Below are 23,892 nucleotides of genomic sequence, written 5' to 3'. Positions count from 1 at the left end.
GGAGTATAACATTATGAAAATGATCATTGCAATCATCCAACCACATAAGTTGGAAGAAGTTAAAGCAGAATTAACTAAAAACGAAATTTATCGTCTAACAGTATCTGACGTTCAAGGTTACGGCCAACAAAAAGGGAAAACAGAAGTTTTTCGTGGTCACGAATACACTGTAAACTTGCTTAGAAAGGTTCGTTTGGAAATTGCCGTAAATGATGAGTTCGTAAAACCTACTGTTGACGCAATTTTAAAAGCAGCAAAAAGTGGGGATGGAAAAATCGGAGACGGAAAGATCTTTATCTCACCTCTCGAAGAAGTCATTCGAATCAGAACTGGCGAAAAAGGAAAAAGCGCCATCTAAAAGCTTCCTTTCATTGAAGGAAAAATCGGAAAACGTGTGGGGAAAATTCCCTACACGTTTTTTTGTGTTTTATCGTAATATAACAGTGAGTAAATTTTCTGTTTCCTTTATGTAAGGTTCTATATCGGAAAAATTGAATTTGATACCAGCTTTACGGTAGCGGTTTTTCATTCTGACAAATGGAATTGATTGTCTATTTAACTCTATGGAGTCGATAGTCGCATTTTCGGATTCAACTATATAGGTAATACGGAAATTTTTATCCATCAACTTAAAATTCCATTCTAATCCACTCAAATCTTTAGGCAAGATTGGATCCAATTCGATGGATTCAGAAAAAACTTTAATCCCAAGCAAACACTCATAAACTAATTTGATATAAATTCCTGGACCACTAGAATAAACTCGCCACCCACCTTCTAATGGAATCTTACCAGATAATAGCTTTTTATAATCTTTACCTGCTTCATACCGGTCCAAAAATAAACCATCGGAACTCGAATAATAACAGTTAGATTGTCTTCTGTTTGCGGACGGCGTTTTGTCTTTGAGATCAATCGGATTTACTAAATTCAAATGGTATAAAAATTCTTCTGATTTACCTAGATGTGCAAGTGCTTCGCAATAACGTAAATGGGCATGGGTATACATGAGTCCAATTTCACGACCAAAGTAACTGGCAGTTTCTGCACGTTTGAACTCTTTGGTTTCTCCATCTGTGTAGGAGATTGGAACATCAAAAAGACGGACACCATCTGGTCCCATAAGGCATTGTTTGATGAGAGATAAATGAGTTTCGACTTCCTGCTTATCTAATATTTCAGACAAAATTCCATAAATCATTGGTAGAACACTATAACGAATTCCTGTTTTGTTATCTTTCGGATGTAAGTAAAATTCTCTAGAATTTCCATCACCAAAATATCTTAAACCTGTGAGGACAGAATCCTCGATACAATGTTCTTTGATATTTTGATTTAACGTTTCTAAATTGGCTTTGTATACTTCGATGTTTTTTAAGTCACCTGTTAGATGGAAAATTTTAATGAGAGCTTGGTAGGTGAGAGATTGTAGTTCAGCTGTCCATGTACTAACAGCCTTTGTTCGAAATTCCTCACTCACTGGTTGTAAGGAATCGTTCCAGTCTCCATTACCATATAAGGGAAGTTTAGTGCCAGAAACTAGGCGATTGTTAATTAGCGAAACGGATTGATTTATAGCTTCTAAGATAGTTCTCTTTTTTTTTCGATGAGAAGCTATTGTAGTTTCTTTCAAAAAACCAATATCTTTGGTACGTTCTATGTATGCACCTAAAGCGAGTATAGGCCAATAAACAATATCTCCATGAGAATCACCTGCTCTGATTGCTTTATCTCGAGGATATAACATAAACCATTGAGGCCAATCTCCATCTTCATTTTGTTCTTGGAAAACATGTAGAAGTAGGGTTCGGCAATACTTTGTATCACCCGTTGCCAGTAGAAATTCAAAAGCTCCTTGGCAAACGTCCCTTGTACCCCAACCACCTCCTGAATATTGTTCCAATCCTCTTGGGTTTAAATAATGGATCAGTGCATTTTGTTCAAACCAAGGAAGGATTTCTTGAATTTGTTTGACCGATTGCACTGATGGGTTTTCTGTCTTTTCTTCTTTGAAAGATGGAAAAAAAGACAGTCTTTGGTTATTTATCTCTAAACTATGATTTAGAGATTCAACTATGTTTCCCTGAATTGTAAATTTCAAACTATCGATTATTGATACTTTGGCAGTAAGATAAGATTGGTTTTTAGATTTTCCGTCATGGTATAAGAAACGATCATCAGAGATTTCCCAAGGATTGAGGTCTTCTGTGATAATTTTAAAACCTTTTCCATCTAATCTCTGATAAAGATTGGATTTTGGATTTGGTTCTATTTGAATTTCATTTTTGTTTCGAAGTATTTTTGGTGGCAATTCTAAAGAACCGTTGTCTCCATCGAGTGCGATATGAAAAGACAATAAAAAATTTTTGAATGTATTAGTATTTGTTTTTAATTGAAATTTAATCTTATGGTCGGAAGTCGTTTCTACCTGGACTGTAATTTCTTCAGAATTCCATTTGTAAATCCATTCCAACTGGTTTGGTTTCATTATAAAAACAGAAGGTGAATCTAGGAGAAAAAATTCAAAATCTTTCTCAAAGAAAATACGAAATCCATAAGACTGAAATAAACCAATGTAGCTATGGTTACGCGACAAATATTGGTTGATACTTGTATGTCCCTCAGTGAGTTGGGATAAAAAAATCCCATTAAAAAAACTAGTAACCGTAAGGGAAGATTCGTTTGGAACCGTTGGAAAGCCGGTTCTTAAAATTTGCCCATGAGGGCGTAAACAAAGAAATTCTTTTTCTTTTGTTACGACATGCATCGTTTCATCCGTAAAAAAAGATAAAGTGATACCTGTTTCTGACTTTTCAACTTCACGCCAAACATTTGGAAAATATGATTTAAGTTCCTGCTCTTTTAGAGATTCACCTTGTATTTGTTTTGTGGTTGAAAAAAGGCTTGGTATTGGTTTTTGGAAGGAGGAAACGATTTGAGGGCTTTTAATCCATCCCTTTGAAATGTTTCTGATGAATTCGTCTTGGTTTGGAAAAGAGGATATAGATTCTAAATGAGAGAATAAGGATCCATAAAAAAAGGTGTATTGTTTTTCGTTGGGTTTTAGAATTAATGGTTCTCTTTCTAATCCAATGATGGAATGTTCACCTTGTCTACGTTTGGTTACTAGTTTTTCTGTGATGCCGTGCGGATAAATGTCACGTCCATCTGTGGCAAAATTTCGAACTGGTTCTGAACTAAATAAAAAACAAGCAGGGTTTTTACCTGATACTAATTCGTTTTGTCTCGAAAGGACTCCATAACCGTAATCGTTAGAAAAAATTGGTTCATAGTGGATGTAATGACAAACAAAATATTCATTCAATCGTGACGCCGCATAATCACAAATACCAATATCTTGTATATAAACTATATCACAACTTACAGAGTGATTATTTTCGTTTGTAAGATCTACTTTGTATCGCCAAGTTGGTTGGTTCGGATGAAGTTCCAAAAATACCTTATAGTCAATGTTCAGGTAATTTCCTTGGGAAATAAAAATGGATTCTGATATTTGGTATTCTGAATTTGATTTTGGGCCAAGTAAAGGAAAAACAATGACGCCACTTTCTGAATGAATTCTCAAATAAAGGTTACTGACCGACGGTTCCATCTCGTTCCCAAGATATAGATTGACAAGTATATCGTTGAAGCGAATGGAATGTACATTTCCATTGGAAGTGAAATTAAAATTTAGGCCCGAACTATTTTGAATGTTTTGAATCATGTGTGAACGTTAGTTAAGTTTAAAGAAGAAAGAGTCCATTCTCCGAAATGAGAAATATTTAAGTGGTAATCGTATTCTAATACTGTCTCTTCATCTTTTGCGATGACGACGGTCGTAACTCCTAGTCTATGAAATAATTTTAGAAGTTTCGAAACTTCAAATTTTCCTAAAACAGAGCCTGGTCTGTCAAGGACCAGAAACTTAGGTTTTACAAATAAGATACGAATCAAAGCAATTTTATACTTTTCTGCTAACGAAAGTTCTTCGTCCCATTCTTTTAACGCTCTAATCCCACCAAACCTTCGTAATAAGGATTCAAGGCCCATATTCTTTAGTTCCTTCGTAATTGCTGCATCTGATACTTCTAAGTTTAAATATGCTGGAACAATTACATTCCTGAGTCTTCCTGGAGGAAGATAAGGTTTTTCTGGAAGAAATAGAATCTCTTCCCAATTTGGTTTTTTAATTTTCCCTTCGGAGTGATTGCTAATTCCTGCGATGGAACGAAATAAACTAATTTTAACTGCATCATCGGCAGAGGTTATCAACCAACGTTCTTTCCTTTGAATGATTAATTTTAAATTATCTAATAGAAGTTTGGATCTGTCATTCGAATATAAAGTAAAATTTTCAAAACAAATGGTATCGGAACTATAATTAGATTCTCTTTTTTGTAATGCTTCCAACCTAACATCAGACATGGCAGATTCCAGCGAATGTAATCTTTTAACAACCGCAGAAAATGCCGAAATGGATTGGAACTGAGTCACAATGAGTGAAAATGCATTTAGTAAAGTAGTAAAAGCAAGGGCAGCTTGCGTAATCACTCCAAATTCAATTTCGCCTCTCATATAACTCGGAGCAATGATAAGCATAGGTATGATCTGTATAAAATAATTATAGTTATTTGTGAAAAAGCTAAGTCGTAAGTTTACTGATATAAGTTTTCGGAAATTATTCACTAACTTTCTTAGTCTAGATTTTAATCGTACGGACATTCTTGCTTCTCTATGTGTTAGAGCAATAGATTCTGCATGTTGGCGAATGTGAAGTAAATCGGCTCGATAACTTGCTTCCATGTCCAATTGGTCGTAATTGAGTCGGATGAGTGATTTACCGAGAAAGATAGTCGAAACTGTTCCTGATAGTGCATAAGTAACTGCAACCAAAAACAAAATTGGATTAATGCTCCACAGAACTCCCGAAAAGGAAATTGCTGAAAATATTCCACCAATAAAAAGTAAGGTGAATGAAATGGTTGTTGTGGTAAATGCTTTTACATCATCAGTGATTCGTTGGTCTGGATTTTCAATGCCTTGACTCCCAATGATTTTTTGGAATGTTCTCTCGGTTAAATAATTTTCAGTAAATTTCCAAGTAAGTTGTTCTCGCCATAAAATTCCTAATCTTTCTTCCGCAAATCGGTTCATAGAACCTATGGCCGAAGAGATAATAAACACTATGGCGTAAAGGATTGCGTTTGTGTAAAAAGCGACTGAGTTTTTTTGTTCGATAGAAGAAATAAAGTCACGACCTACATAACTATTAATGACATTAAATATATTAAATGAAATTACAAGAATCACCAAGGTGATGCCGTAACGAATTGCTGCTGGACCTTGTTTTGACTGAATTAGTTGTCGTATGGTTTCTGTTAAACGCATCCAGTTTTCAGATGGCTTTCTTTTTTTTTCTAAAGGCATTGTTTATTCTTCAGAAAAACAGAGATTGAGTGAAATGCAAGGACGATTTCAGGATTCGATTGTTTCTATTGTGAGATCCATTGTGACTTGGCTCCAGATCGATTCTAAATTATCATTCCATTCTGATGGAAGGTTTTCTCTTATGGAGGATATAAGGATTGGTACTAGTTTTGGAAAATCTTTTTTTGAAATACCAAGCGATTCATAAATTAATTTTACTTTAGAGATTTCTTTTTTTAAAGACTTAGGATTTCCTAATTTTTCAATGAGGGATTCTAGTATTGATGAAAATTCATGAGGATCTACTCTATTTTCTGTTTCATCCAATGTTTTGTTTAGATTTTCATTCACAAAACTTTTAAGTTTGTCTAAGTAACCTAATGTCCAATTTGGATTGTGCTCTAAAACTCGATCGAGTGATTTTTGAATTAATAGGATGGAGTCTGAATCATTAAAGCCAAGCACTGAATAGGCTGTCATTTTTTCTGACTTTCCACGAAGTTTGGTAATTACTTTTTTATTCACAGATAAAGAAGAGCCGATTAAGTTAAATATTTCATCGGAAATTAAAAAGTTTGTATTTGTTTTTTTATTCAAAGCTTCTAAACGACTAGCCACATTCACTGTATCACCAAGCACAGTTTGACTTTTATATTCCGAATGTCCAATATCACCATAAATTACATTTCCTGCATGGAGTCCTAAGCGAATGTCAAAGGTGAAATTAAACCTATCTTTCATTTCTAAATTGAATTTTTTCAATTGATCAAACATACGAAGACAAGCCCGGATGGCGGAACGAATGGTTTCCTGTTTTGCTTTTTTCAAATTTTCTTCGTTTTTAGTAACTTCGTCTTTATTCTTTAATTGGAAAAAAGCTAAAATCCCATCTCCAATAAACTTATCAATTTCCCCACCATTGTTCAAAATGGGTTCACTCATCTCTTGAAAAAATCGGTTGAGAACAAAAACCACATCATAAGGTAAACTTGCTTCCGTAAATGCTGTAAATCCCTTGATATCCAGAAAAAGAATTACCGCATAACATTCTTCACCCGTTTTGGAAGATTTTGATTCACTGGTTACGGTTTTTAAATCTTTATTATCTTTTATGATTCTGCGTAGTGAAATATCTCCAAAAACTTCTGTTTGGCAGGCAAGTCGGATCTGGGATGGCCAACCTTTTCTATCGGCAAGAGTTTGTTCCCTGTCATTACGCATACTCAGGTATTGAAGTCCATCAGTCACAAAAACGCGACAAGTTGTACATTTGGCATTTCCCCCACAAAGATGGTAGAGTGGGTAATCGTGTTTTAGAGCTGTTTCTAGGATTGTGGCTCCTGGTTTGTTTGTTTCTAAAGGGAAGTTTTCTTTGTCTTCGAAGGTAACAATGGACATGGATCACCAATTCGTATCAGGTTATTGAATGATCTGAGCTTAGAAAGGGTAGGGCAAGTCGGAAAATAGGAAAAATCTGGAAAAAAATTCTTATTTAGAGAAAAGTGTCAAAAAACTAATTGCGTTAGTTAAATAAACTAATGATATTAGTTTTATGAAAGCTACCTACCACACGATTTTTATCATTTTCTCCTTCCTATTTCCTTACCTTATTAAGGGAGAAGACCTAAAGAACGAACCTTCCAATCAAACATCCTATTTCCAAACCAGCGAAGGCCGTATTGCGTATTTAGAAACCGGGAAGGGAAAACGGAATTTGATTTTACTTCCTGGGATTGGAGATCGCAAAGAAAGTTATGCGGAACTTGCTTTCCTCCTCGAAAAGGATAATACCGTGTATCGTTTTGATTTACGGGGGATGGGAGAATCCGATGTCAGTTTTTCATCTTATGGACCTAAAGAAACCGCAGAAGATATTTTGGAATTTATCAGAGAGAAGGATTTAAAAAATGTATATATCATCGCTAATTCGATGACAGCTGCCTCGGCAGTTTACATTCGTTCGAAAGAAAAAAATCGAGTTCATGGACTTCTTCTTTCGGGTCCATTTGTTCGAGATAAAGAATCATTGTCTTTCGGAATGAATACGTTAATCCATCTTGCTTTTCGTGGGCCTTGGGGACCTAGTGCCTGGGCATCATTCTATGAATCTTTATTTCCGGTTCATCCTCCTAAAGATTTAAAAGAAAGATCTGAAAAATTAAAAACCAATTTAAAAGAGGAAGGTCGTATGGCAGCCGTTAGATCAATGTTGTTTGCTGCCAAAAAAGAATGCGAAGAAGCATTACCATTTGCTTCTGGGAATGTCAATGTGGTGATGGGTTCTAAAGATCCCGATTTCGCTTCACCAGAAGAGGAAGCCCAGTGGATCGCAAAAACCTTGGATGGATCGGTAAAAATATATGAAGACTCAGGTCATTATCCTTTTGTGGAAGATCCCACTCGGTTTTCTTCTGACGTAAAACTTTTATGGCAAAAAAAATAAAACACAAACATGGACGTCCCAAAAAAGGCCAAATCCAAATCACAAGGCAATTGGTTTTAGATGGGGCCTGGGATTTAATTATGGAAGAAGGTTTTGCTGAATTTCGTTTGGCCGGACTTGCGGAAAAATTAGGAATTAGAACTCCTTCGCTCTACAACCATATCCAAGACCTTGAAGATGTTCGTAGAGAAATGAAACGGAGGTCCTTGCAGATATTAGCAGATAGCCTTTCTTCCAAAATTCGTAACTCGGATCAGGGTTCTCTTGTGATTTCCCAGTTTTTAAATGCTTACAGAGGTTTTGCGAAGACGCATCCCCACATGTATCCTTTGACCATTGAATCTACTGAGTCTGATCCAGAACTAAAACCTTTAGGAGATCGGATTCTTATGATTTGTATGGAAGTCTTTCGATTGGAATCTTTGGACGAAATGGCAGTCCATAGGATTCGGATTTTAAGGTCTCTCCTACATGGATTTATTGTTTTAGAAATGGTTGGTGGTTTTGGCAGGAAGGAGTCCATCGAGGATAGTTTTCAGAAAATTACAGAATCATTGGTTTCCGGCAGACTCTGGTAAAACTTTACTTTTCGGGAGAATGCGCGTGCGAAAACCTGGGTATAGAATTATGGCAGCAATTACAATTACACTACCAGATGGAAGTTCCAAGGAACTAGAATCGGGTAAATCCTTTTCTGATTTTATCCAAGCCCAACTGCCTTTCTTGAAAGAGAAAGCTTTAGCCGTTGTTTTGTCCGATGGTCGCACTGTTGACCTTTCTTTTATTCCTCAGGCAAACACAACGGTAAAGTTTCTCACCTTTGATGATGTGGAAGGTAAAGAAGTTTTCCATCACTCTTCTGCCCACTTACTCGGGATGGCTGTCCAAAGACTTTGGCCAGAAGCACGCCTAACAGTAGGACCAGTCATTGAAAACGGCCCTGGTTTTTTCTTTTATGATATAGATTTTGGTTCTACCATTTTAACTCCAGAAGACCTTCCAAAAATTGAAGCGGAGATGGCAAAAATTGTCAAAGAAGACCTAGTTGTCAAACGTTGGGAACTTTCCAAAGAAGAAGCCATTGAAAAGTTTAAAAAAGAAAACGAACCATATAAAGTAGAACTCATCCAAGGATTCGATTCCGCATCGGTTTCGTTATATGGACAAGGGGAGTGGTATGACCTTTGCCGCGGACCTCACGTGGCGAGAACTGGCCAACTGAAAGCCTTCAAACTCACTGCGATTTCTGGTGCGTATTGGAAGGGAGATTCCAAAAACAAACAGCTTACTCGTATTTACGGTGTGTCTTTTCCCACCAAAAAACAGTTAGACGAATATATCTTTCTTATCGAAGAAGCAAAAAAACGAGACCATAGAAAACTTGGAAAAGAATTGGATCTTTTTAGTTTCCAAGATGAAGCTCCTGGATTTCCATTTTGGCATCCTAAGGGAACCGTTCTTTGGAACACTCTTGCTTCTTATATTCGGGAAGAATGTTTTAGACGCAGTTACCAAGAGATCAAAACACCTGCGATCTTAAACTCCTCTCTTTGGAAAAAATCAGGGCACTGGGATAATTTTAAAGAGAACATGTATTTCACTGACATCGACGAAAGTGAATTTGCAGTCAAACCCATGAACTGTCCTGGATGTTGTTTGATTTACAAATACCATATGCATTCGTACAGAGAACTTCCCCTCAGGTTTATGGAACTGGGAAATGTCCACAGACATGAAATGTCTGGTGTTCTTCATGGGCTTTTCCGTGTACGTGCCTTCACACAAGATGATGCGCATATTTATGCACCTCTTGATAAAGTGGAATCCGAAGTAGAGGACATCATCGATTTTACTTTTGATGTGTATAAAAAATTTGGATTTACCGAATTCAAAACTTTTATTGCGACTAGGCCAGAAAAGTCGCAAGGAAGTGATGAGGATTGGAACCTCGCCACACAAGCATTACACGATGCTTTGAAGAAAAAGGGAATTGAATACGGTATCAAAGAAGGGGACGGAGCTTTCTACGGTCCTAAAATTGAATTCAATATCAAGGATTCCCTTGGTAGGTTATGGCAATGCGGAACCGTACAAATTGACTTCTCTATGCCGAGTCGTTTTGAATTAGATTTCACTGCTTCTGACGGAAAAAAACATGCTCCGGTAATGATTCACAGAGCCATCTACGGATCACTCGAAAGGTTCATTGGAATTCTTATCGAACACTTTGAAGGAAAATTTCCACTATGGCTCAATCCAACACAAATCCGTGTCTTAACTGTGGCAGAAGTACACAATGATTACGCAAAAGAAGTATATCAAGATTTAGTAATGCAGGGTTTCCGAGTTGAGATAGACCTTCGAAACGAAAAGATTGGAAGTAAAATTAGGGATTCCATCCTAAAAAGAAGTAGTTACACTTTAATTTTAGGGGATAAAGAAAAAGAAGCAGGTTCCATCTCCTTCCGCCGTATGGGTGAAGAGAAAACGGAAACCGTTTCACGGGATGGATTTCTATCTGTTCTGAAAGGGGATCTTTAAATAAAGAAATTTCTTGACTAACCTTTGGGGGGATCTACAATCCCTCCAGTGCCACAAAACCTAATCATCACAAAACAAAAAAGTCCGGTTACATACGATTTGGATCTTCCCGTCCATCCACCGTATGACGCCCGTGATGCGTTCGATGCCATCCCTATGCAGCTCCTTCCCTTTGCGGAAGGACTCACTGTGGGTTGGAAGGTGAGCCCCATGCAATTTGTGGACGGGCTTGGTCGCGATCTTAAATTCGATTGTCCAAGCATTGTCATCACTGGCGGACAGAACCTGGGTGAAACTCCAGTGGTTCTTTATGTAGTTGCTGCTTTTTATGATTCTAGAAATCGGCTACTATCTTGCCAAACAAGCGAACACATTGTCCAACCTTGGGAAAGTTATGATATCCCTGGCCTCTGGAGTCGTTTTCCTTTTCCCATCACGGAAATTGCGAGAGCCTCTGTGGCAATTACTTCCTACGGATGGCAAGATCTTAGACCCAAGCCCAGTCAAAACCATTCCCAAGGGAAACCAAAATCCGAAATCAAATATGAATGGAAAAGGGAAGGGGGCGTTGTCGGATCTTATAGTTTCCAAAAATGGAATCCAGGTGCAGGGGAGCTTCTTTTTGCTACTGAACCTCTCACGAAAGAAAACCGACTCCGAATCCGATTAGAGCGCAGACAAAGTGAAGGCCTCCATTTTTTAGCACTGGTCCAGTCCCAATCCCCAGTTCATACGGGTAAAACCTTTGATAATTTGATCCAGTATGCCTTATATGACCAACAAAGTCGGCTTTGCCACGGTGGTTCCTGCATGGGAGTGGGAAATCATGGAGATTTGGTCTCCCTCATACCCATTTTACCAGAAATTCTGGATTCCGCTGCCTTGTATTTGGAACTTGTGGTCTGGGAAGGCCCTTCTGGTTCGCTTTAACCCAACGACTACGCATTTCCTAAAGAAATGTACTTGCTCGCCTGGATTTTCATCCGAAATTGGAAATTGAAAGAAATTTCGGAGACTGAATGCAGAAACGGCCCAACCCTAGAGGGAACCCAAACCAAGATAAATTCGCCCACATCAGAATTAACGAACAAATTACCAATGTAGCATCAATCCGGCTCGTCTCTGACGAAGGATCTGACATCGTTACTCTGGAAGAAGCTCTAAAAAGAGCTAAGGAAGCTAACCTTGATTTGGTGGAAGTCTCGGGAGACCAAGATGTTCACGTCTGTAAGTTGATCGATTTTGGAAAATACAAATTCGAACTTCTTAAAAAAACGAAAGAAGCGAAAAAGAAACAACACGTTGTCACGGTGAAAGAAATTAAAATCCGCCCGCGGATTGATAACCATGACTTCGAGATTAAGAAGCGTCATGCTTTAGAATTCTTGCAAAAGGGTGATAAGGTAAAAGTGACTCTTCGATTCCGAGGCAGAGAGATGGTTCACTCTGAAATTGGAATGAATATTGTTAACCGGTTTGTCGAGGACCTAAAAGAGCATGCCTCTCCCGAAAAAATGCCGGTACACGACGGAAAGACGATAGTGGTCGTGATGAACCCAATTAGTGAAAAACCTAAAGGATAAAAACAACTATGTATAAACTAAAAACAAATAGGGCAGCAGCTAAACGTTTTAAGTTTACCAAGTCTGGTAAAATTAAACGTGGTTGTGCGTTCCGAAGACATATCTTAGAGAAAAAATCTCCTAAGATGAAACACCAAAGCCGTGGAATGCACCTCATCCACGAAACCGATTATAACCGTGTAGAAAAACTTCTACCTTACGGAGGTTAAACGATGCCACGCGCAGTCAACGGAACCATCCATAAGAATCGTAGAAAAAAAGTTCTCGCTAAAGCAAAAGGTTTTAGAGGCGGACGTTCTAAACTTTTCAGAACAGCAAAATCGGCTGTGATGAAAGCAGGTCAATGGGCATACCGTGACCGTAGAAAGAAAAAGTCCGAATTTCGTAAACTTTGGATTACGAGAATCAATGCCGCAGTAAGAGAAAATGGAATGTCTTATTCAAAATTCATCCATGCACTCAAAACACACGGAATCAACTTAGATCGTAAAACTTTGGCTGACCTTGCTTACAACCACAAAGAAGTATTCAACGCCATCGTAGAAAAAACCAAAGTCGCTAAGTAAATTAGTGCTTGATTGGAATGGAATAGCTCGTCTATTCTATTCCATCGGATTGTTATCATGTTAAAAATCGAAACCATTGAAGAGCTAGAAAGTAAAGTTGTTAAGGCTTTGGAGTTAATCCAAGACCTGAGAACAGAAAACGCACGCCTGGAGACGGAGAACGAAACCCTCCGCGCGGAAAACGACCAGATGAAGCTCGCAATGGAGGAGAAGGAACGTGAACTAAAAACACTTCGTTCCCAACTCCAAGATGCAAATGATGAGTTAAACCAACTCCGCCAAAGAGAAGGACTTTTGGAATCCAAAGTTCACCAACTCCTTGGTCGTTTGGACGGCCTTCCTACTACAGGAAGTTCGACTCCTAAGGCACAGCCAAATATTGATTCAAATCCCGTTACTCCAGAAGAACCAGTAGCGGCTGATGTTCTCACTCCGAGTTTAGCTACTGAAGAAGATGATGAAATCATCCTTCTGGATGAAGATGAATCTGAATTCCAAACAGAAGATGTTTTGGAAAAATCCCCCGCGTCTGCTTCTTTTGAAAAAGAAGAACTCGTTGTCGAATCGGAAGAAGAAATTCCTACCGTTGATATCGATGAAGATGATGACATTATCATTGATGACGATGACGAAGCGATCAGTGTGTTTGATGCTGATGACGATGATGATTTTTTAATTATCGAAGACGATCCTAAATAATTTTTATGGCAGAGTCTGCCCCACAACCGCAAAAAATAACCAAACAAATCTTTGGTGAAACGTATACCATTGTTGGAGAGGCTTCCTCAGGATATATTTCTGAGGTGGCTGATTACGTGGAACAACGCCTTATCGATTTATCAAAGTCTTTACCCACAGCCTCCAAAACGAAATTGGCAGTATTATGTGCTCTCAATTTAGCTGATGAACTTTTTCAAATGAAAGACGCCACTGCCAAATTAAGCGAAAATCCTGAACTAGAAGAAAGAACAAAAAAGATCATTTCTCTATTAGAAGAGGGGATCATTGGGGATCATTTTTGAATCTAATTTCAAAAAAAGAAGCTAGAGAAATTCTAAAAAAAAATCTTCCTAAACTTCCAGAAAGGGAAGACCATGAAGCTGCGATCTTAAAAAGACTCTATTCGCTTTTGCAAGGTAAATCCAAAATCATCACGTATGCACCCGACTTATTGTATGAGGTGGATGTGCTTCCCGTGATAGAATCCTGCCCACTACCGCGACCCACTGGATTTATAGAAGCCAGACATTCTGCGAAATGGTATTTTCCGCGAATGGAAGAGGGAAAAAAACTTAGGTTTCTAAGACCCTATACGTTTGAGAAAAACAGCCTAGGGCTTTTTGAACCGGTCGGAGATGAGGAGATCTCCGTAGAGGAAGCCGAATTGATCCTGGTGCCAGCCCTTGGTTTTAATGAAAAAGGATTCAGGTTGGGACGAGGTGGCGGTTATTATGATCGCATTTTAAATTCAGAAACTCTCCAAAAGAAAACTGTTGGGCTTAGTTTTTCTAAACTTTTTCCCGTCCCATTTCTTGCAGAAACTCACGATTTAAAAATAGGAAAAATGATTACGGAAATCCAGATTCATTCGTTTTTAGATTGAATCCACGTAGGATTCTGACACGATTCCAGGTAGCATATGGACCAAGAAACATTACTCACATCCCTGGCGGAAAAAACCAAAATGGAACAAGAGTCCGATTTGGGAGACTTGGAACAGTTCCTTACGTTTACCATTGAAAAAGAATTCTTTGGGATTCGTTTGCTTCTGGTTCACGAAATTTTAAAACCAGTTCTTATCACGAGGATTCCCAACGTAGAAGATTACATCTTAGGTGTCATCAATCTACGTGGTGAGATCATTCCCATTGTGGATTTGAAAAAAAGGTTCCACGGAACGGATTCTGAAATTTTCCCTGTTTCGCGTATCATCGTAATTATGTTAGATGAGAAGCGAATAGGAGTTCTAGTTGATGAAGTCAAACAGGTTGTTAAGATCCAAAAAGATTTTATCAGTTATACGACTGATGACTTGTCGTTAAACTATAGTACGATGGTTGAGTCAGTATCTAGATACGAAGACCATTTGATTTTGAATTTGGATTTGGAACAAATTGTTGATTTTGTTTCATCCGCAAAGTAAAGAGAAAGGGATACGACATTGGCTGGAATTTTAGGCGAATACACAGAAGTTTTCCTGGAAGAATCTGAGGATCAAATCGAGGAATTAAATTCCAATTTGGTAAAACTCGAAAAAGACCACGAAAACCCAGAAATCATCAATGACATCTTTCGTGCAGCGCACTCATTAAAAAGTTCTTCTGCCTTCGTCGGGTTATATAATTTATCCGATTTAGCACATACGATGGAAAACCTTCTCCAAAAAATTAGAGAAGGAAGTTTAGAAATCAATGTTAAACTTGTTAATTTGCTCTTTGAATGTTTTGATTTGATCAAACAAGTCATAGAGGGAGTTGCCAATGGTATAAAGGTGGAAACTCCTTTTACGGACATGATCAAAAAACTCCAAGATTATGAAGCTTCCCCAACACAATCTGGTTCAGGTTCGAATCCAACAAAACCAAGTGAAACCCAGAAACCTAAGGAAGGTTCTCCTTCGCCTATCGCTTTAAATGAGGAAGAAATTTCTGAAATCCGCCAGTCTTTGAAAGAAGATAGTGGCCAAACCGCTTTTTCTGTTTTGTTAAAATTAAAAGACGAAACACCAATGCAAAATCTAAGGCTACTTTTGATTTTGCAATCAGTGAAACAATCAGGTGTGATTATCAAATGTAATCCTTCCGAAGATGCTTTAGATAATGGACAGGGAAGTTTTTCCTTATCTTTTGTAACTGTCACTAAACTAGATAAAAAAGAATTACATGTCCAATGTAACATTGATATGGTGGATACACTTTCCATAGAGGAAATTAAACTTCAGGAAACTGAAATGGAAGCTCTTGAAAAAAGAGCAGAATCTTCTGATGCGCATGCAAAAAATTCTACATTAACACATGGTGACTCTGAAGAAAAAGTGGCAACGAAAGGCTCTGCTAACTTTGATAAGGCTGTCACTGATTCGAAAGTAGTGATGCGAACTATCAAGGTTTCTTCTGACAAACTAGACCAACTCATGAATAACGTGGGTGAACTTGTCATAACCAACTCAGGATTTCAAAAAATCTATGATGATTTGGTAGCACAGTTTGGAGAAGATTCATTATTCAATGAACTAAAAGGAAAAATCGACCAAATCAATCGTATTTCCAAAGATTTACAAACAGGAATTATGAATATCCGAATGGTTCCGATTGGATCTGTATTCAATCGGTTCACAAGACTCATTCGTGATCTTTCTTTGGAAACTGGTAAACAGGTGAATTTGGTATTACGTGGGGAAAACACAGAACTCGATAAAAAAGTAATCGATGCCATTGGGGAACCACTCATCCACCTCATTCGAAATTCTGTAGATCATGGAATTGAGTCACCTGCGGAAAGAAGAGCTTCCGGCAAACCGGAAGAAGGAACTGTGGAACTCAATGCCTACCAAGGTGGTTCCAATATCCTTGTGGAAATTCGTGATGATGGTAAGGGATTAAATAAAGATAAAATTCTAAAAAAAGCCATCGAACGAGGGCTAGTCAGCGAATCGGACGCACAGAATTTAGCGGAATCTGATATCTTTCAATTTATCTTTGCCCCAGGATTTTCTACTGCAGATAAAATTTCTGATATTTCTGGTCGTGGTGTGGGAATGAACGTGGTCAATAAACTCATAGAGGAGTTTAAAGGCAAAATTCTCATTCATTCCGAAGAAGGGAAGGGATCGTCTTTCACCTTATCTTTCCCACAAGCACTAGCCATCATTCCTTCGATCCTTGTGATTATGGAAGAGGAAGTGTATGCTTTCCCACTTTCGGAAGTTTCAGAAACCATTAAAGTCAATCTGGACCAAATCACAACTTTGGAAGGTCACGAGATCATCAACCTACGTGGAGAGGTATTACCAATCTATCGTTTGAATCGAATCCTTGGACTTGCCGACAAACAAGAGATGGTAGAGGTTCCGGTTGTCATCGTGAACTATAAAACAAGAAAACTTGGATTTATGGTCGATGATTTGATCGGAAAACATGAAACCGTAATTAAATCTCTAGGCAAAAACTTCAAAGACATCCAAGGTCTTACTGGTGCTACCATCATGGGAGATGGAACGATTATCCTCGTATTGGACATTCCTGGTCTTGTAGAAATTGCTGCGGATAAAGTAGATTGGACTGACAAACTAGTGGCTGGAGAAATGATGAAACGTGCCTCTACCATTCGTTCTTTGGAAATGTCCGATTCTGAATTTATGTTTAAATCCAACCATCCAACAAACCGCTATAATGCGAAGTTGATTGAGTTACGTGCTAAAGATAAATCGCGTGTCAAAAAAGATAAACACAGAGCCGAAAAACATATTATTGTTCCTAAAGAAGAAGTATTTGCAGAAGAACCAGTAACCAACGTAAAAATCACTACTGAAGTGGTCAAAACAGAAGTAGAAGTGAATGGCGATTCTGGAGAAACATCAAAATCCGCAACAGCAACTCTAGTCATCGATCATAAAACGGATGAAATTCACCGTTTGGCTGATGTTGCAAAAATCGAAAACGTAAAATTAACGGAAAGGGAACAAGCCGCAGAAATCATCAAAGGTTTTGTGGAACAAAAAGAAGAAAGATTAAACCAAGTTGCTGCCTTAAATTCGGAAGCAATTAATGAAATCATGTCTTCGAAAGATATCAAAAAACTTGAAAATATAGTAAATACAGGTATGATGAATGCCGGTGTCGTACTCTCTCAGTTAGTTGGTAAAGAGGTAGAACTTTTTATTCCTGAAATTACACTCACTGACAGAGAAGGTTTGGCAAAAGAATTCAGATATTCTATGGATCAGTTTTTTGGAATGAAAATTCGAATGACAGGAGATCTTAATGGAAACCTCCTTATGATGTTTTCTGAAGAAAATGGATCTGAAATTGCAAGAGAACTTCTAGGATCGGCAGAGGCAAAGTATGCTGAGGGAAGTCACCAAAAACTTTCAGATGATATGGTATCTGTATTATCTGAAATTTCCAATATTGTTTGTTCTAGTGTGATGAACTCACTTTCCAACAAATTAAAAAAGGAAATTTTGCCTTCTGTTCCTGAAATGATTACGGGAAGTTTTATGGATGTAATAGACATCGTAAAACCAGAGCGAACCAAGTTTTTGTCCATGCATACAGAATTTAACCACCAAGGTAGTAACCTAATTGGTGTTTTGGTATTCCTACCTGACTTTGATGAACTGGTAGAATTAATTCATAAATCATGAATAAAAAGCCAACTGTTGTCATTATTGATGATTCACTCCTTGTGAGGAATATCTTGAGTGATGCTCTCACCAAAAAGGATGAAGTACAAGTGATCGCTACCGGCAAAACCGGCATGGATTGTATTGACCTCGCAGGAAAGTTAAAACCAGACTTTATCGTTTTAGATATTGAGATGCCAGTCATGGATGGGCTTACGGCCTTGGCAGAAATCAAAAAATTAAAACTGCCAAGTCACGTGATCATGCTTTCCGTTTTAACACAACACGGGGCAGATGCTACTTTTAAAGCCTTGGAACTTGGGGCTGTTGATTTCATTCCCAAACCATCAAGCGGAAATCAGTTTTCCCCAGAAGACATTACTGCGGTATTGTCCGCAAAAATTAAAGGTTTTTCTGATTCTAAGCAGCCTAGCATCGAAGTTCTCCTAAAACCAGAGAGAACTGAACGCCAATTAAATAAAAGTTTTCAAAAACCAATCAAAGTAGAGGCTATCGGAATTGGCACCTCCACAGGAGGGCCGAAAGCTTTGCAGACTGTATTTGCAAGTATACCGGAAGACTTTACGAAACCAATCTTTGTGGTGCAACATATGCCAGCGGGATTTACGAAAGCATTTGCAGACAGATTGAATTCCTTGTCTAAAATACAAGTGAAAGAAGCAGAAGATGGTGATCTGGTACATCCGGGAACTGCTTACATCGCACCTGGTGATTACCAGATGACGGTGGTTACAAAAGGAAAGGATCATTTTATTGAACTGCACCATTCAGGTCAGGTCAATGGTCATAGACCATCCATTGAAGTATTGTTTGATAGTTTGGTTGCCGCTTATGGTGGAGATCATCTTTTATCCATGATCATGACTGGAATGGGAAAAGATGGATCGCAAGCCATCACCAACATTCACGCCAAAGGTGGTATTACTTTGGCGCAGAATGAAGCAACATCGGTAGTTTACGGAATGAACCGAGTTGCAGTAGAGCTGGGAGGGATTGATTTTGTCCTTCCAGTGGAAGATTTAGTACCAAAAATGATTGAATTATTAAAGTCGAGAGGGAATTAACATGGCAAGAATTTTGGTTGTAGATGATGCAAAATTCATGAGAACGCTCGTAAAAGATGCGTTAGTTGGAGCGGGTCACGAGATCGTAGGGGAAGCTGAGAACGGTAATATTGCGGTAGAACAATACAAAAACCTCAAACCGGATTTAGTCACTATGGACATTACTATGCGTGAAAAAGATGGAATTGAAGCTACAAAAGAAATTATAAAGTTTGATGCTTCTGCCAAAATCATTATGGTAACGGCACTTGGTCAGGAAGATTTACTGGCAAAAGCAATTAAGATGGGTGTAAAGGATTTTGTTGTAAAACCTTTCCCTCCAGAAAGATTGCAACAAGCAGCAGCAAAAGCACTAGGTTTATAAACAGTGTCTAAGACCCCGGAGTTTATCGTCCGGTGGCAGAACCAGGACGGAGGACTGACAGAAGGACCTTTAACGGTTTTATGGTCTCTGATTGATAGTTATAAGGTGGATATTTTTGAAGTCTCCCTTTCGCGTATCACATCCGATTTCATTCAATTTTTGAGAACCAGTCAGTCCTTATCTATTGAACTTACTTCCGAGTTTGCTGTGATGGCATCTCATTTGGTGTATTTAAAATCCAAGGCCTTGTTACCGGATCCCGGTTTTGAGGAAGAGGATTATGACCCACCCTTACCTAAAGAACTAGTAGATAAATTACTCGAACACAAAAAGTTCCAAATGGCGGGACAACGTTTGGCCGAACTCGACCGATTGACTGCTGGAATGTTTACTCGAGAAACCAATCAGGTCTTGGATGAAACAGAAGTTTGGTTGGATGTAAGTCTCGTGGATTTAATTTCTGCTTTTAATTCCATTTTGGAACAAGAATCTTCCAATGAAATCGAAGACTTAGTACCCATCTACGAAGGGGTAAGCCAATACTCCGTAGAGGACAAAATGGCTTATTTACAGGGCCTTTTAGAAAAAACCGGCGAAATTCACTTTATGGATTTGTTCGAAACAGAAAAGCCGGAAAAAAAAGAAATCGTCGCTGCCTTCCTTGCCGTATTAGAAGTTGTTAAAATCCGAGTTTGCAAAGTGATCCAACATGCAGTTTTCGGTGAAATCAAAATAGTCAAGGTTTAGATTCATTTGGAAGAAAGAACTTATACAAAGGGCCTTCTTGAGGCGCTTCTTTTTTTATCTTCAGATCCAATCAAATTGTCTGCACTTGCCAAGTCTGCTGGGATCGAAAAAACAGAAGCCCGGGAACTCCTTGATGAACTCATCCTTGATTACCAAGAAAAAGAAGGCGGATTTTTACTGAGGGAAATCGCCGGTGGTTACCAGTTTATCACCAACCAAAGATACAGCGAAATCTTAGCTCATATCTTTAAAGATAAAAAAAGAGAAACTCTTTCTCGCGGAACCTTAGATACTCTTGCCATCATTGCCTACAAACAACCTATCACTTTAACAGAACTGGATGAAATTCGTGGAGTCTCTTCTCGCGCTATGGTTGCAAGTCTCATGTCGAAAAAGTTAGTCAAGGCTGTGGGCCAAAAGGAAGTTCCTGGAAGACCAACATTGTATGGAACCACCAATGAATTTTTGTTACACTTTGGTTTAAGTAAACTTAGTGATCTTCCCACACCAGTAGAAGTGAAGGAACTCAAATTTGAAGAATTTTCACCAGAATCTATTATTGTGACTGATGAAACAGAAATGAATCCTGATTTTGATACAAGCACACTACCGGAAGAATTACAAGAAGAGGCCTGACATGAGCAGTGCAGAAGAAGAACTAAAAAAACTCCGTGCTGGTATCGATTCATTAGACACAGAAATCATAACTCTCATTCAAAAGCGGGCAGGTTTTGCGCAGGAGATTGGTCGGGTCAAAAAAGAATCGGGTGGCCCTATTTACCGTCCCGATCGTGAAAAAGATGTTTATGAAAAAGTAACTAAACTTTCTGGTGGACCACTTCCTTCTTCTGTGATTCGTGCGATTTATAGAGAGATGATGTCGGGAACCATCGCCTTAGAACATCCGTTAAAGATTGGATTTTTAGGACCCGAAGGAAGTTTTTCTCATTCCGCACTTCGTGCTAAATTTGGAACTTCCATTGAAGCGGTTCCGCAAACTTCTATCCCCGATGTATTTCGAATGGTGGAAGAGGGGAAATTGGATTATGGAGTGGTTCCAGTAGAAAATTCCACAGAAGGACAAGTTAGTTCCACACTGGATATGTTTTTAGAAACAGATCTTTTCGTTTATTCTGAGTTATACCAAAGAATCTCCTTTTCACTGCTTGGATTTGAAACCGACCTTTCCCTTGTGAAAAAAATCTACGGGATACGGATTGGAAACGAACAATGTCGCAATTGGATTTCGGCAAACCTTCCGGGTGTAGAAGTTGTCGATACTTCTTCTACCGCAATGGCGGCAAAATTAGTGTCCGAAAGAAAAGACGGACTTGCGATTGCATCCAAAATTGCCGGTGAAATTTATAATTTAAATGTCATAGCCGAAGGGATTGAAGATTATTCGGGAAATACCACTCGGTTTCTTGTGATTGGCAAAACAGAATCCCCAAAAACAAAAGAAGATAAAACGTCCATTGTGTTTTCGATTCCGAACCAAACTGGATCTTTGTTTGCAATTCTAAAAACTTTTAATGATGCTTTGGTCAATCTTACAAAAATTGAATCAAGGCCTCTAAAACGTAACTTATGGGAATACCATTTTTTTGTAGATTTTATTGGTCATAAAGAAGATCCAAAAATTGCCGAACTTCTACAAAAAGTAAAATCACAATGTACTTTATTTAAACTTTTAGGTTCTTATCCAACTGCCGGTTCTTTTCCTACATGAATTTATCCAGAGTTTTGATCTATGGAATGGGGCTTATGGGTGGATCTCTTGCCCTATCCGTTCGTGGGAAATTTCCAAAAACAAACATTACGGCAGTGGTTCGTTCCGAAAAAAGTAAAAATACAATTCTAAATAAAAATTTAGCAAACCATGTGGTTTTGCAAAGTGAGATCAAATCTCTCGATTGGTCTAACTATGATTTGGTGGTTTTTAGCACTCCTGTTGAATCCATTTTAAAAATCATACCTACACTTCCTAAATCTGGAAATACCATTTTTATCGATTTAGGATCTACTAAAGAGACAATTGTTTCTGCTGTGGAATCGTATTATGGAAATACAATTCACAATTATATATCGACTCACCCTATGTGCGGATCTGAACAAGCGGGTCCAGATGCGGCAGTGCCAGATTTATATTTAGATAAACTTTGTATTTTAACTTCACCAAAATCTGCATCCAATGTTAGTTTGGAATGGGTTCGTTCGTTTTGGGAACAAATTGGATCGTGGACATTGGAAATGGACTCCAAATCACATGATGAAACTTTGGCTTATCTTTCCCACCTTCCTCATGTTATCTCTACCTTACTTGTCAATGTAGCAGGTTCCAATCCTACAACTAAAAAAGAAATCTTAGAATCTTCAAAACCGATTACGGGCGGAGGGTTTCGGGATATGTCAAGGATTGCCGGATCCAATCCAGATATGTGGATTTCTATCTTTAAAGAAAATCAGAGGTTTTTACGTAATTCCATTGATGATTTGATCCAACAATTGTTGGAGTTTCGAAATCTTTTTGGATCCGATGGTTCTTTTGATGAATCTCAAATTCGAAAAATTTGGGAGTTGGCACTGGCAAACAAAGAAGAAATTCGAAAGACAAAATGAAGTTTTTAAAAAATTTAAATAAATTAAGCCGCTGTAAGGCGGCAATTCTAACCAACCAAAGTGCATTTGGGTATCGCGGAAAATACCATTTTCAAACCTATTCTGAAATTTTTGATTTAAAAACAATATTTTTGCCGGAACACGGACTTTTTGCTGAGTTACAAGACCAGGTGAGTGGGGATGAACTAAAATATCTTTTTGGAGATATGGAGATTGTAAATCTCTATGGAAAAGAAGAGTCTAGTCTTGTTCCACCTAGGGAAAGTTTAACGAATGTAGATGTGATCATCATTGATATAAAAGATGTTGGTTCAAGGTATTATACTTTTTTAACTACTGCATATTATATTTTATGTGAAATTTCTCGTTTAAAACAAGAAACAGGCAAAGCTCCACTTTTTTTAGTAATCGATTCGCCAAATCCCATTGGCAAAAAAGTAGAGGGTACACCACTCCAAAAAGAATATGAATCTTTTGTAGGAGTACCAACTGTATTACATAGGCATGGTCTTACCCCAGGCGGATTATTATCTTACTATAATCAAACTTTCCAGTTAAAGGTCGATGTGATAGTGGTTCCAGTGGGTGTTATCCATCCAAAATCTGTAACAAACTTTGCATGGGTTCCTCCATCTCCCAATATACCTACACAAAGTACTTGTTTGGTGTACCCAGGTATGTGTTTATTAGAAGGAACCAATTTGTCAGAAGGACGAGGAACAACGAAACCTTTTGAAACCTTTGGGGCACCTTATTTAATTGGTAAGGCAAAAGAGGAATTGGATAGAAGAATGGCTTTCCATCAATCTGGAAATTTTATTTTACGTAACTTAAGATTTTTACCTACATTCCATAAGTATGTTGGTTCCATTTGTGAAGGTTACCAACTGATGGTATTAAATCCAAAACAGTTCCATTCACTTTATTTTATATTATACTTTTTGAAACAAATTCGTGAGTTATTTCCCAAGGACTTTGATTATTTAAAAGGGGTGTATGAATTTCGTTCTGATCGCCCAGCCATTGAGCTACTTGCTGGTGATTCCACACTTTTGGACTATTTAAACGGAAAACTCAGAGATTCAGATCTAGAAATTTATTTGCAAGAATCGGAAAGACTTTGGGCAAGGGTAATAAAACCATTTCGGTACTAATTTTTTTAACAAAATG

23 protein-coding genes are annotated in these 23,892 nt (G+C 38.1%); 20 read left to right on the top strand and 3 right to left on the bottom strand.

From position 1 onward, the window contains the following. The first annotated feature begins 13 nt into the window (after positions 1–13). Positions 14–358 (top strand): P-II family nitrogen regulator, encoded by a 345-nt coding sequence (locus EHQ31_RS10150; RefSeq protein ID WP_004786287.1) that lies wholly within the window; start codon positions 14–16, stop codon positions 356–358. Positions 359–427: 69 nt separating this feature from the next. Here the strand turns inward: EHQ31_RS10150 and EHQ31_RS10145 are convergent, their stop codons facing one another. The 3 genes from EHQ31_RS10145 to EHQ31_RS10135 are packed head-to-tail and all read right to left on the bottom strand — an operon-like array spanning position 428 to position 6,828. Then, the gene (locus tag EHQ31_RS10145) at positions 428–3,727 is read right to left on the bottom strand and encodes a GH36-type glycosyl hydrolase domain-containing protein (protein WP_208652764.1); all 3,300 of its coding nucleotides are present in this window, start codon (positions 3,725–3,727) and stop codon (positions 428–430) included. Next, positions 3,724–5,430, bottom strand: coding sequence for an ABC transporter ATP-binding protein/permease (locus EHQ31_RS10140; protein ID WP_135574450.1), 1,707 nt, complete (start codon positions 5,428–5,430; stop codon positions 3,724–3,726). Before EHQ31_RS10140 ends, EHQ31_RS10145 begins: the two co-directional genes overlap by 4 nt. 48 nt (positions 5,431–5,478) lie before the next feature. Then, the gene (locus EHQ31_RS10135; RefSeq protein WP_135574448.1) at positions 5,479–6,828 is read right to left on the bottom strand and encodes an adenylate/guanylate cyclase domain-containing protein; all 1,350 of its coding nucleotides are present in this window, start codon (positions 6,826–6,828) and stop codon (positions 5,479–5,481) included. A gap of 154 nt (positions 6,829–6,982) precedes the next feature. Between EHQ31_RS10135 and EHQ31_RS10130 the strand changes: the two genes are divergently transcribed. The 19 genes from EHQ31_RS10130 to EHQ31_RS10040 all read left to right on the top strand — a co-directional run bounded on the left by EHQ31_RS10130 (position 6,983) and on the right by EHQ31_RS10040 (position 23,876). Further along, positions 6,983–7,873 carry an alpha/beta fold hydrolase gene (locus EHQ31_RS10130; RefSeq protein ID WP_135574446.1) on the top strand — a complete coding sequence of 297 codons (891 nt, stop codon included), beginning with the start codon at positions 6,983–6,985 and terminating at the stop codon, positions 7,871–7,873. Next, on the top strand, positions 7,858–8,451 hold the full coding sequence (locus tag EHQ31_RS10125; RefSeq protein ID WP_135574444.1) for a TetR/AcrR family transcriptional regulator: 594 nt from the start codon (positions 7,858–7,860) through the stop codon (positions 8,449–8,451). The genes EHQ31_RS10130 and EHQ31_RS10125 overlap by 16 nt, the downstream gene beginning before the upstream one ends. A gap of 49 nt (positions 8,452–8,500) precedes the next feature. Continuing rightward, positions 8,501–10,414 (top strand): threonine--tRNA ligase, encoded by a 1,914-nt coding sequence (gene thrS, locus EHQ31_RS10120; RefSeq protein WP_135574442.1) that lies wholly within the window; start codon positions 8,501–8,503, stop codon positions 10,412–10,414. Between the two features lie 48 nt (positions 10,415–10,462). Beyond that, entirely contained in the window at positions 10,463–11,344 is an 882-nt protein-coding gene (locus tag EHQ31_RS10115; RefSeq protein WP_135574440.1) for a hypothetical protein, read from the top strand. 89 nt (positions 11,345–11,433) lie between these two features. Next, positions 11,434–11,997: a translation initiation factor IF-3 gene (infC, locus tag EHQ31_RS10110; RefSeq protein WP_135574438.1), complete on the top strand. Its 564-nt coding sequence runs from the start codon at positions 11,434–11,436 to the stop codon at positions 11,995–11,997. 8 nt (positions 11,998–12,005) lie between these two features. Beyond that, positions 12,006–12,206 (top strand): 50S ribosomal protein L35, encoded by a 201-nt coding sequence (gene rpmI, locus EHQ31_RS10105; RefSeq protein ID WP_002988170.1) that lies wholly within the window; start codon positions 12,006–12,008, stop codon positions 12,204–12,206. 3 nt (positions 12,207–12,209) lie between these two features. Next, on the top strand, positions 12,210–12,563 hold the full coding sequence (rplT, locus tag EHQ31_RS10100; protein ID WP_002975326.1) for a 50S ribosomal protein L20: 354 nt from the start codon (positions 12,210–12,212) through the stop codon (positions 12,561–12,563). A gap of 57 nt (positions 12,564–12,620) precedes the next feature. After that, positions 12,621–13,262, top strand: coding sequence for a hypothetical protein (locus tag EHQ31_RS10095; RefSeq protein ID WP_135574436.1), 642 nt, complete (start codon positions 12,621–12,623; stop codon positions 13,260–13,262). A 5-nt stretch (positions 13,263–13,267) separates the two neighbouring features. Then, entirely contained in the window at positions 13,268–13,585 is a 318-nt protein-coding gene (locus EHQ31_RS10090) for a cell division protein ZapA (protein WP_135574433.1), read from the top strand. Continuing rightward, positions 13,582–14,166, top strand: a complete 585-nt coding sequence (locus EHQ31_RS10085; RefSeq protein WP_135574431.1) for a 5-formyltetrahydrofolate cyclo-ligase — start codon at positions 13,582–13,584, stop codon at positions 14,164–14,166. The genes EHQ31_RS10090 and EHQ31_RS10085 overlap by 4 nt, the downstream gene beginning before the upstream one ends. Before the next feature lie 36 nt (positions 14,167–14,202). Further along, positions 14,203–14,706, top strand: a complete 504-nt coding sequence (locus EHQ31_RS10080) for a chemotaxis protein CheW (protein ID WP_135574429.1) — start codon at positions 14,203–14,205, stop codon at positions 14,704–14,706. Between the two features lie 18 nt (positions 14,707–14,724). After that, entirely contained in the window at positions 14,725–17,928 is a 3,204-nt protein-coding gene (locus EHQ31_RS10075; RefSeq protein ID WP_135574427.1) for a chemotaxis protein CheW, read from the top strand. Beyond that, positions 17,925–18,992 carry a protein-glutamate methylesterase/protein-glutamine glutaminase gene (locus tag EHQ31_RS10070; RefSeq protein WP_135574425.1) on the top strand — a complete coding sequence of 356 codons (1,068 nt, stop codon included), beginning with the start codon at positions 17,925–17,927 and terminating at the stop codon, positions 18,990–18,992. Before EHQ31_RS10075 ends, EHQ31_RS10070 begins: the two co-directional genes overlap by 4 nt. Position 18,993: 1 nt before the next feature. Then, a complete protein-coding gene (locus EHQ31_RS10065) occupies positions 18,994–19,356 on the top strand; it encodes a response regulator (RefSeq protein ID WP_002975323.1) in 363 nt (120 codons plus the stop codon). Between the two features lie 3 nt (positions 19,357–19,359). Continuing rightward, positions 19,360–20,103 (top strand): segregation and condensation protein A, encoded by a 744-nt coding sequence (locus EHQ31_RS10060; protein ID WP_135574423.1) that lies wholly within the window; start codon positions 19,360–19,362, stop codon positions 20,101–20,103. 6 nt (positions 20,104–20,109) lie between these two features. After that, positions 20,110–20,739 carry an SMC-Scp complex subunit ScpB gene (gene scpB, locus EHQ31_RS10055; RefSeq protein WP_135574421.1) on the top strand — a complete coding sequence of 210 codons (630 nt, stop codon included), beginning with the start codon at positions 20,110–20,112 and terminating at the stop codon, positions 20,737–20,739. A gap of 1 nt (position 20,740) precedes the next feature. Continuing rightward, positions 20,741–21,832, top strand: coding sequence for a prephenate dehydratase (gene pheA / locus EHQ31_RS10050; protein ID WP_135574419.1), 1,092 nt, complete (start codon positions 20,741–20,743; stop codon positions 21,830–21,832). Further along, positions 21,829–22,722, top strand: coding sequence for a prephenate dehydrogenase (locus tag EHQ31_RS10045; RefSeq protein WP_135574417.1), 894 nt, complete (start codon positions 21,829–21,831; stop codon positions 22,720–22,722). The genes pheA and EHQ31_RS10045 overlap by 4 nt, the downstream gene beginning before the upstream one ends. Then, positions 22,719–23,876, top strand: coding sequence for a DUF1343 domain-containing protein (locus EHQ31_RS10040; RefSeq protein WP_135574415.1), 1,158 nt, complete (start codon positions 22,719–22,721; stop codon positions 23,874–23,876). The genes EHQ31_RS10045 and EHQ31_RS10040 overlap by 4 nt, the downstream gene beginning before the upstream one ends. Positions 23,877–23,892 lie beyond the last annotated feature (16 nt).

The organism is Leptospira montravelensis (genome assembly GCF_004770045.1).
In the GTDB taxonomy this organism is placed as follows: Bacteria; Spirochaetota; Leptospiria; order Leptospirales; family Leptospiraceae; genus Leptospira_A; species Leptospira_A montravelensis.
Note: the sequence above shows the minus strand (reverse complement) of the source record. Positions and strands in the feature narration are given on the sequence as shown.

Bases quoted from the DNA above. Each gene is read 5' to 3' on its own strand.
- EHQ31_RS10150 (WP_004786287.1), top strand. From the start codon at position 14: ATGAAAATGATCATTGCAATCATCCAACCACATAAGTTGGAAGAAGTT.
- EHQ31_RS10145 (WP_208652764.1), bottom strand. From the start codon at position 3,727: ATGATTCAAAACATTCAAAATAGTTCGGGCCTAAATTTTAATTTCACT.
- EHQ31_RS10140 (WP_135574450.1), bottom strand. From the start codon at position 5,430: ATGCCTTTAGAAAAAAAAAGAAAGCCATCTGAAAACTGGATGCGTTTA.
- EHQ31_RS10135 (WP_135574448.1), bottom strand. From the start codon at position 6,828: ATGTCCATTGTTACCTTCGAAGACAAAGAAAACTTCCCTTTAGAAACA.
- EHQ31_RS10130 (WP_135574446.1), top strand. From the start codon at position 6,983: ATGAAAGCTACCTACCACACGATTTTTATCATTTTCTCCTTCCTATTT.
- EHQ31_RS10125 (WP_135574444.1), top strand. From the start codon at position 7,858: ATGGCAAAAAAAATAAAACACAAACATGGACGTCCCAAAAAAGGCCAA.
- thrS (WP_135574442.1), top strand. From the start codon at position 8,501: ATGGCAGCAATTACAATTACACTACCAGATGGAAGTTCCAAGGAACTA.
- infC (WP_135574438.1), top strand. From the start codon at position 11,434: ATGCAGAAACGGCCCAACCCTAGAGGGAACCCAAACCAAGATAAATTC.
- rpmI (WP_002988170.1), top strand. From the start codon at position 12,006: ATGTATAAACTAAAAACAAATAGGGCAGCAGCTAAACGTTTTAAGTTT.
- rplT (WP_002975326.1), top strand. From the start codon at position 12,210: ATGCCACGCGCAGTCAACGGAACCATCCATAAGAATCGTAGAAAAAAA.
- EHQ31_RS10095 (WP_135574436.1), top strand. From the start codon at position 12,621: ATGTTAAAAATCGAAACCATTGAAGAGCTAGAAAGTAAAGTTGTTAAG.
- EHQ31_RS10090 (WP_135574433.1), top strand. From the start codon at position 13,268: ATGGCAGAGTCTGCCCCACAACCGCAAAAAATAACCAAACAAATCTTT.
- EHQ31_RS10080 (WP_135574429.1), top strand. From the start codon at position 14,203: ATGGACCAAGAAACATTACTCACATCCCTGGCGGAAAAAACCAAAATG.
- EHQ31_RS10070 (WP_135574425.1), top strand. From the start codon at position 17,925: ATGAATAAAAAGCCAACTGTTGTCATTATTGATGATTCACTCCTTGTG.
- EHQ31_RS10065 (WP_002975323.1), top strand. From the start codon at position 18,994: ATGGCAAGAATTTTGGTTGTAGATGATGCAAAATTCATGAGAACGCTC.
- pheA (WP_135574419.1), top strand. From the start codon at position 20,741: ATGAGCAGTGCAGAAGAAGAACTAAAAAAACTCCGTGCTGGTATCGAT.
- EHQ31_RS10045 (WP_135574417.1), top strand. From the start codon at position 21,829: ATGAATTTATCCAGAGTTTTGATCTATGGAATGGGGCTTATGGGTGGA.
- EHQ31_RS10040 (WP_135574415.1), top strand. From the start codon at position 22,719: ATGAAGTTTTTAAAAAATTTAAATAAATTAAGCCGCTGTAAGGCGGCA.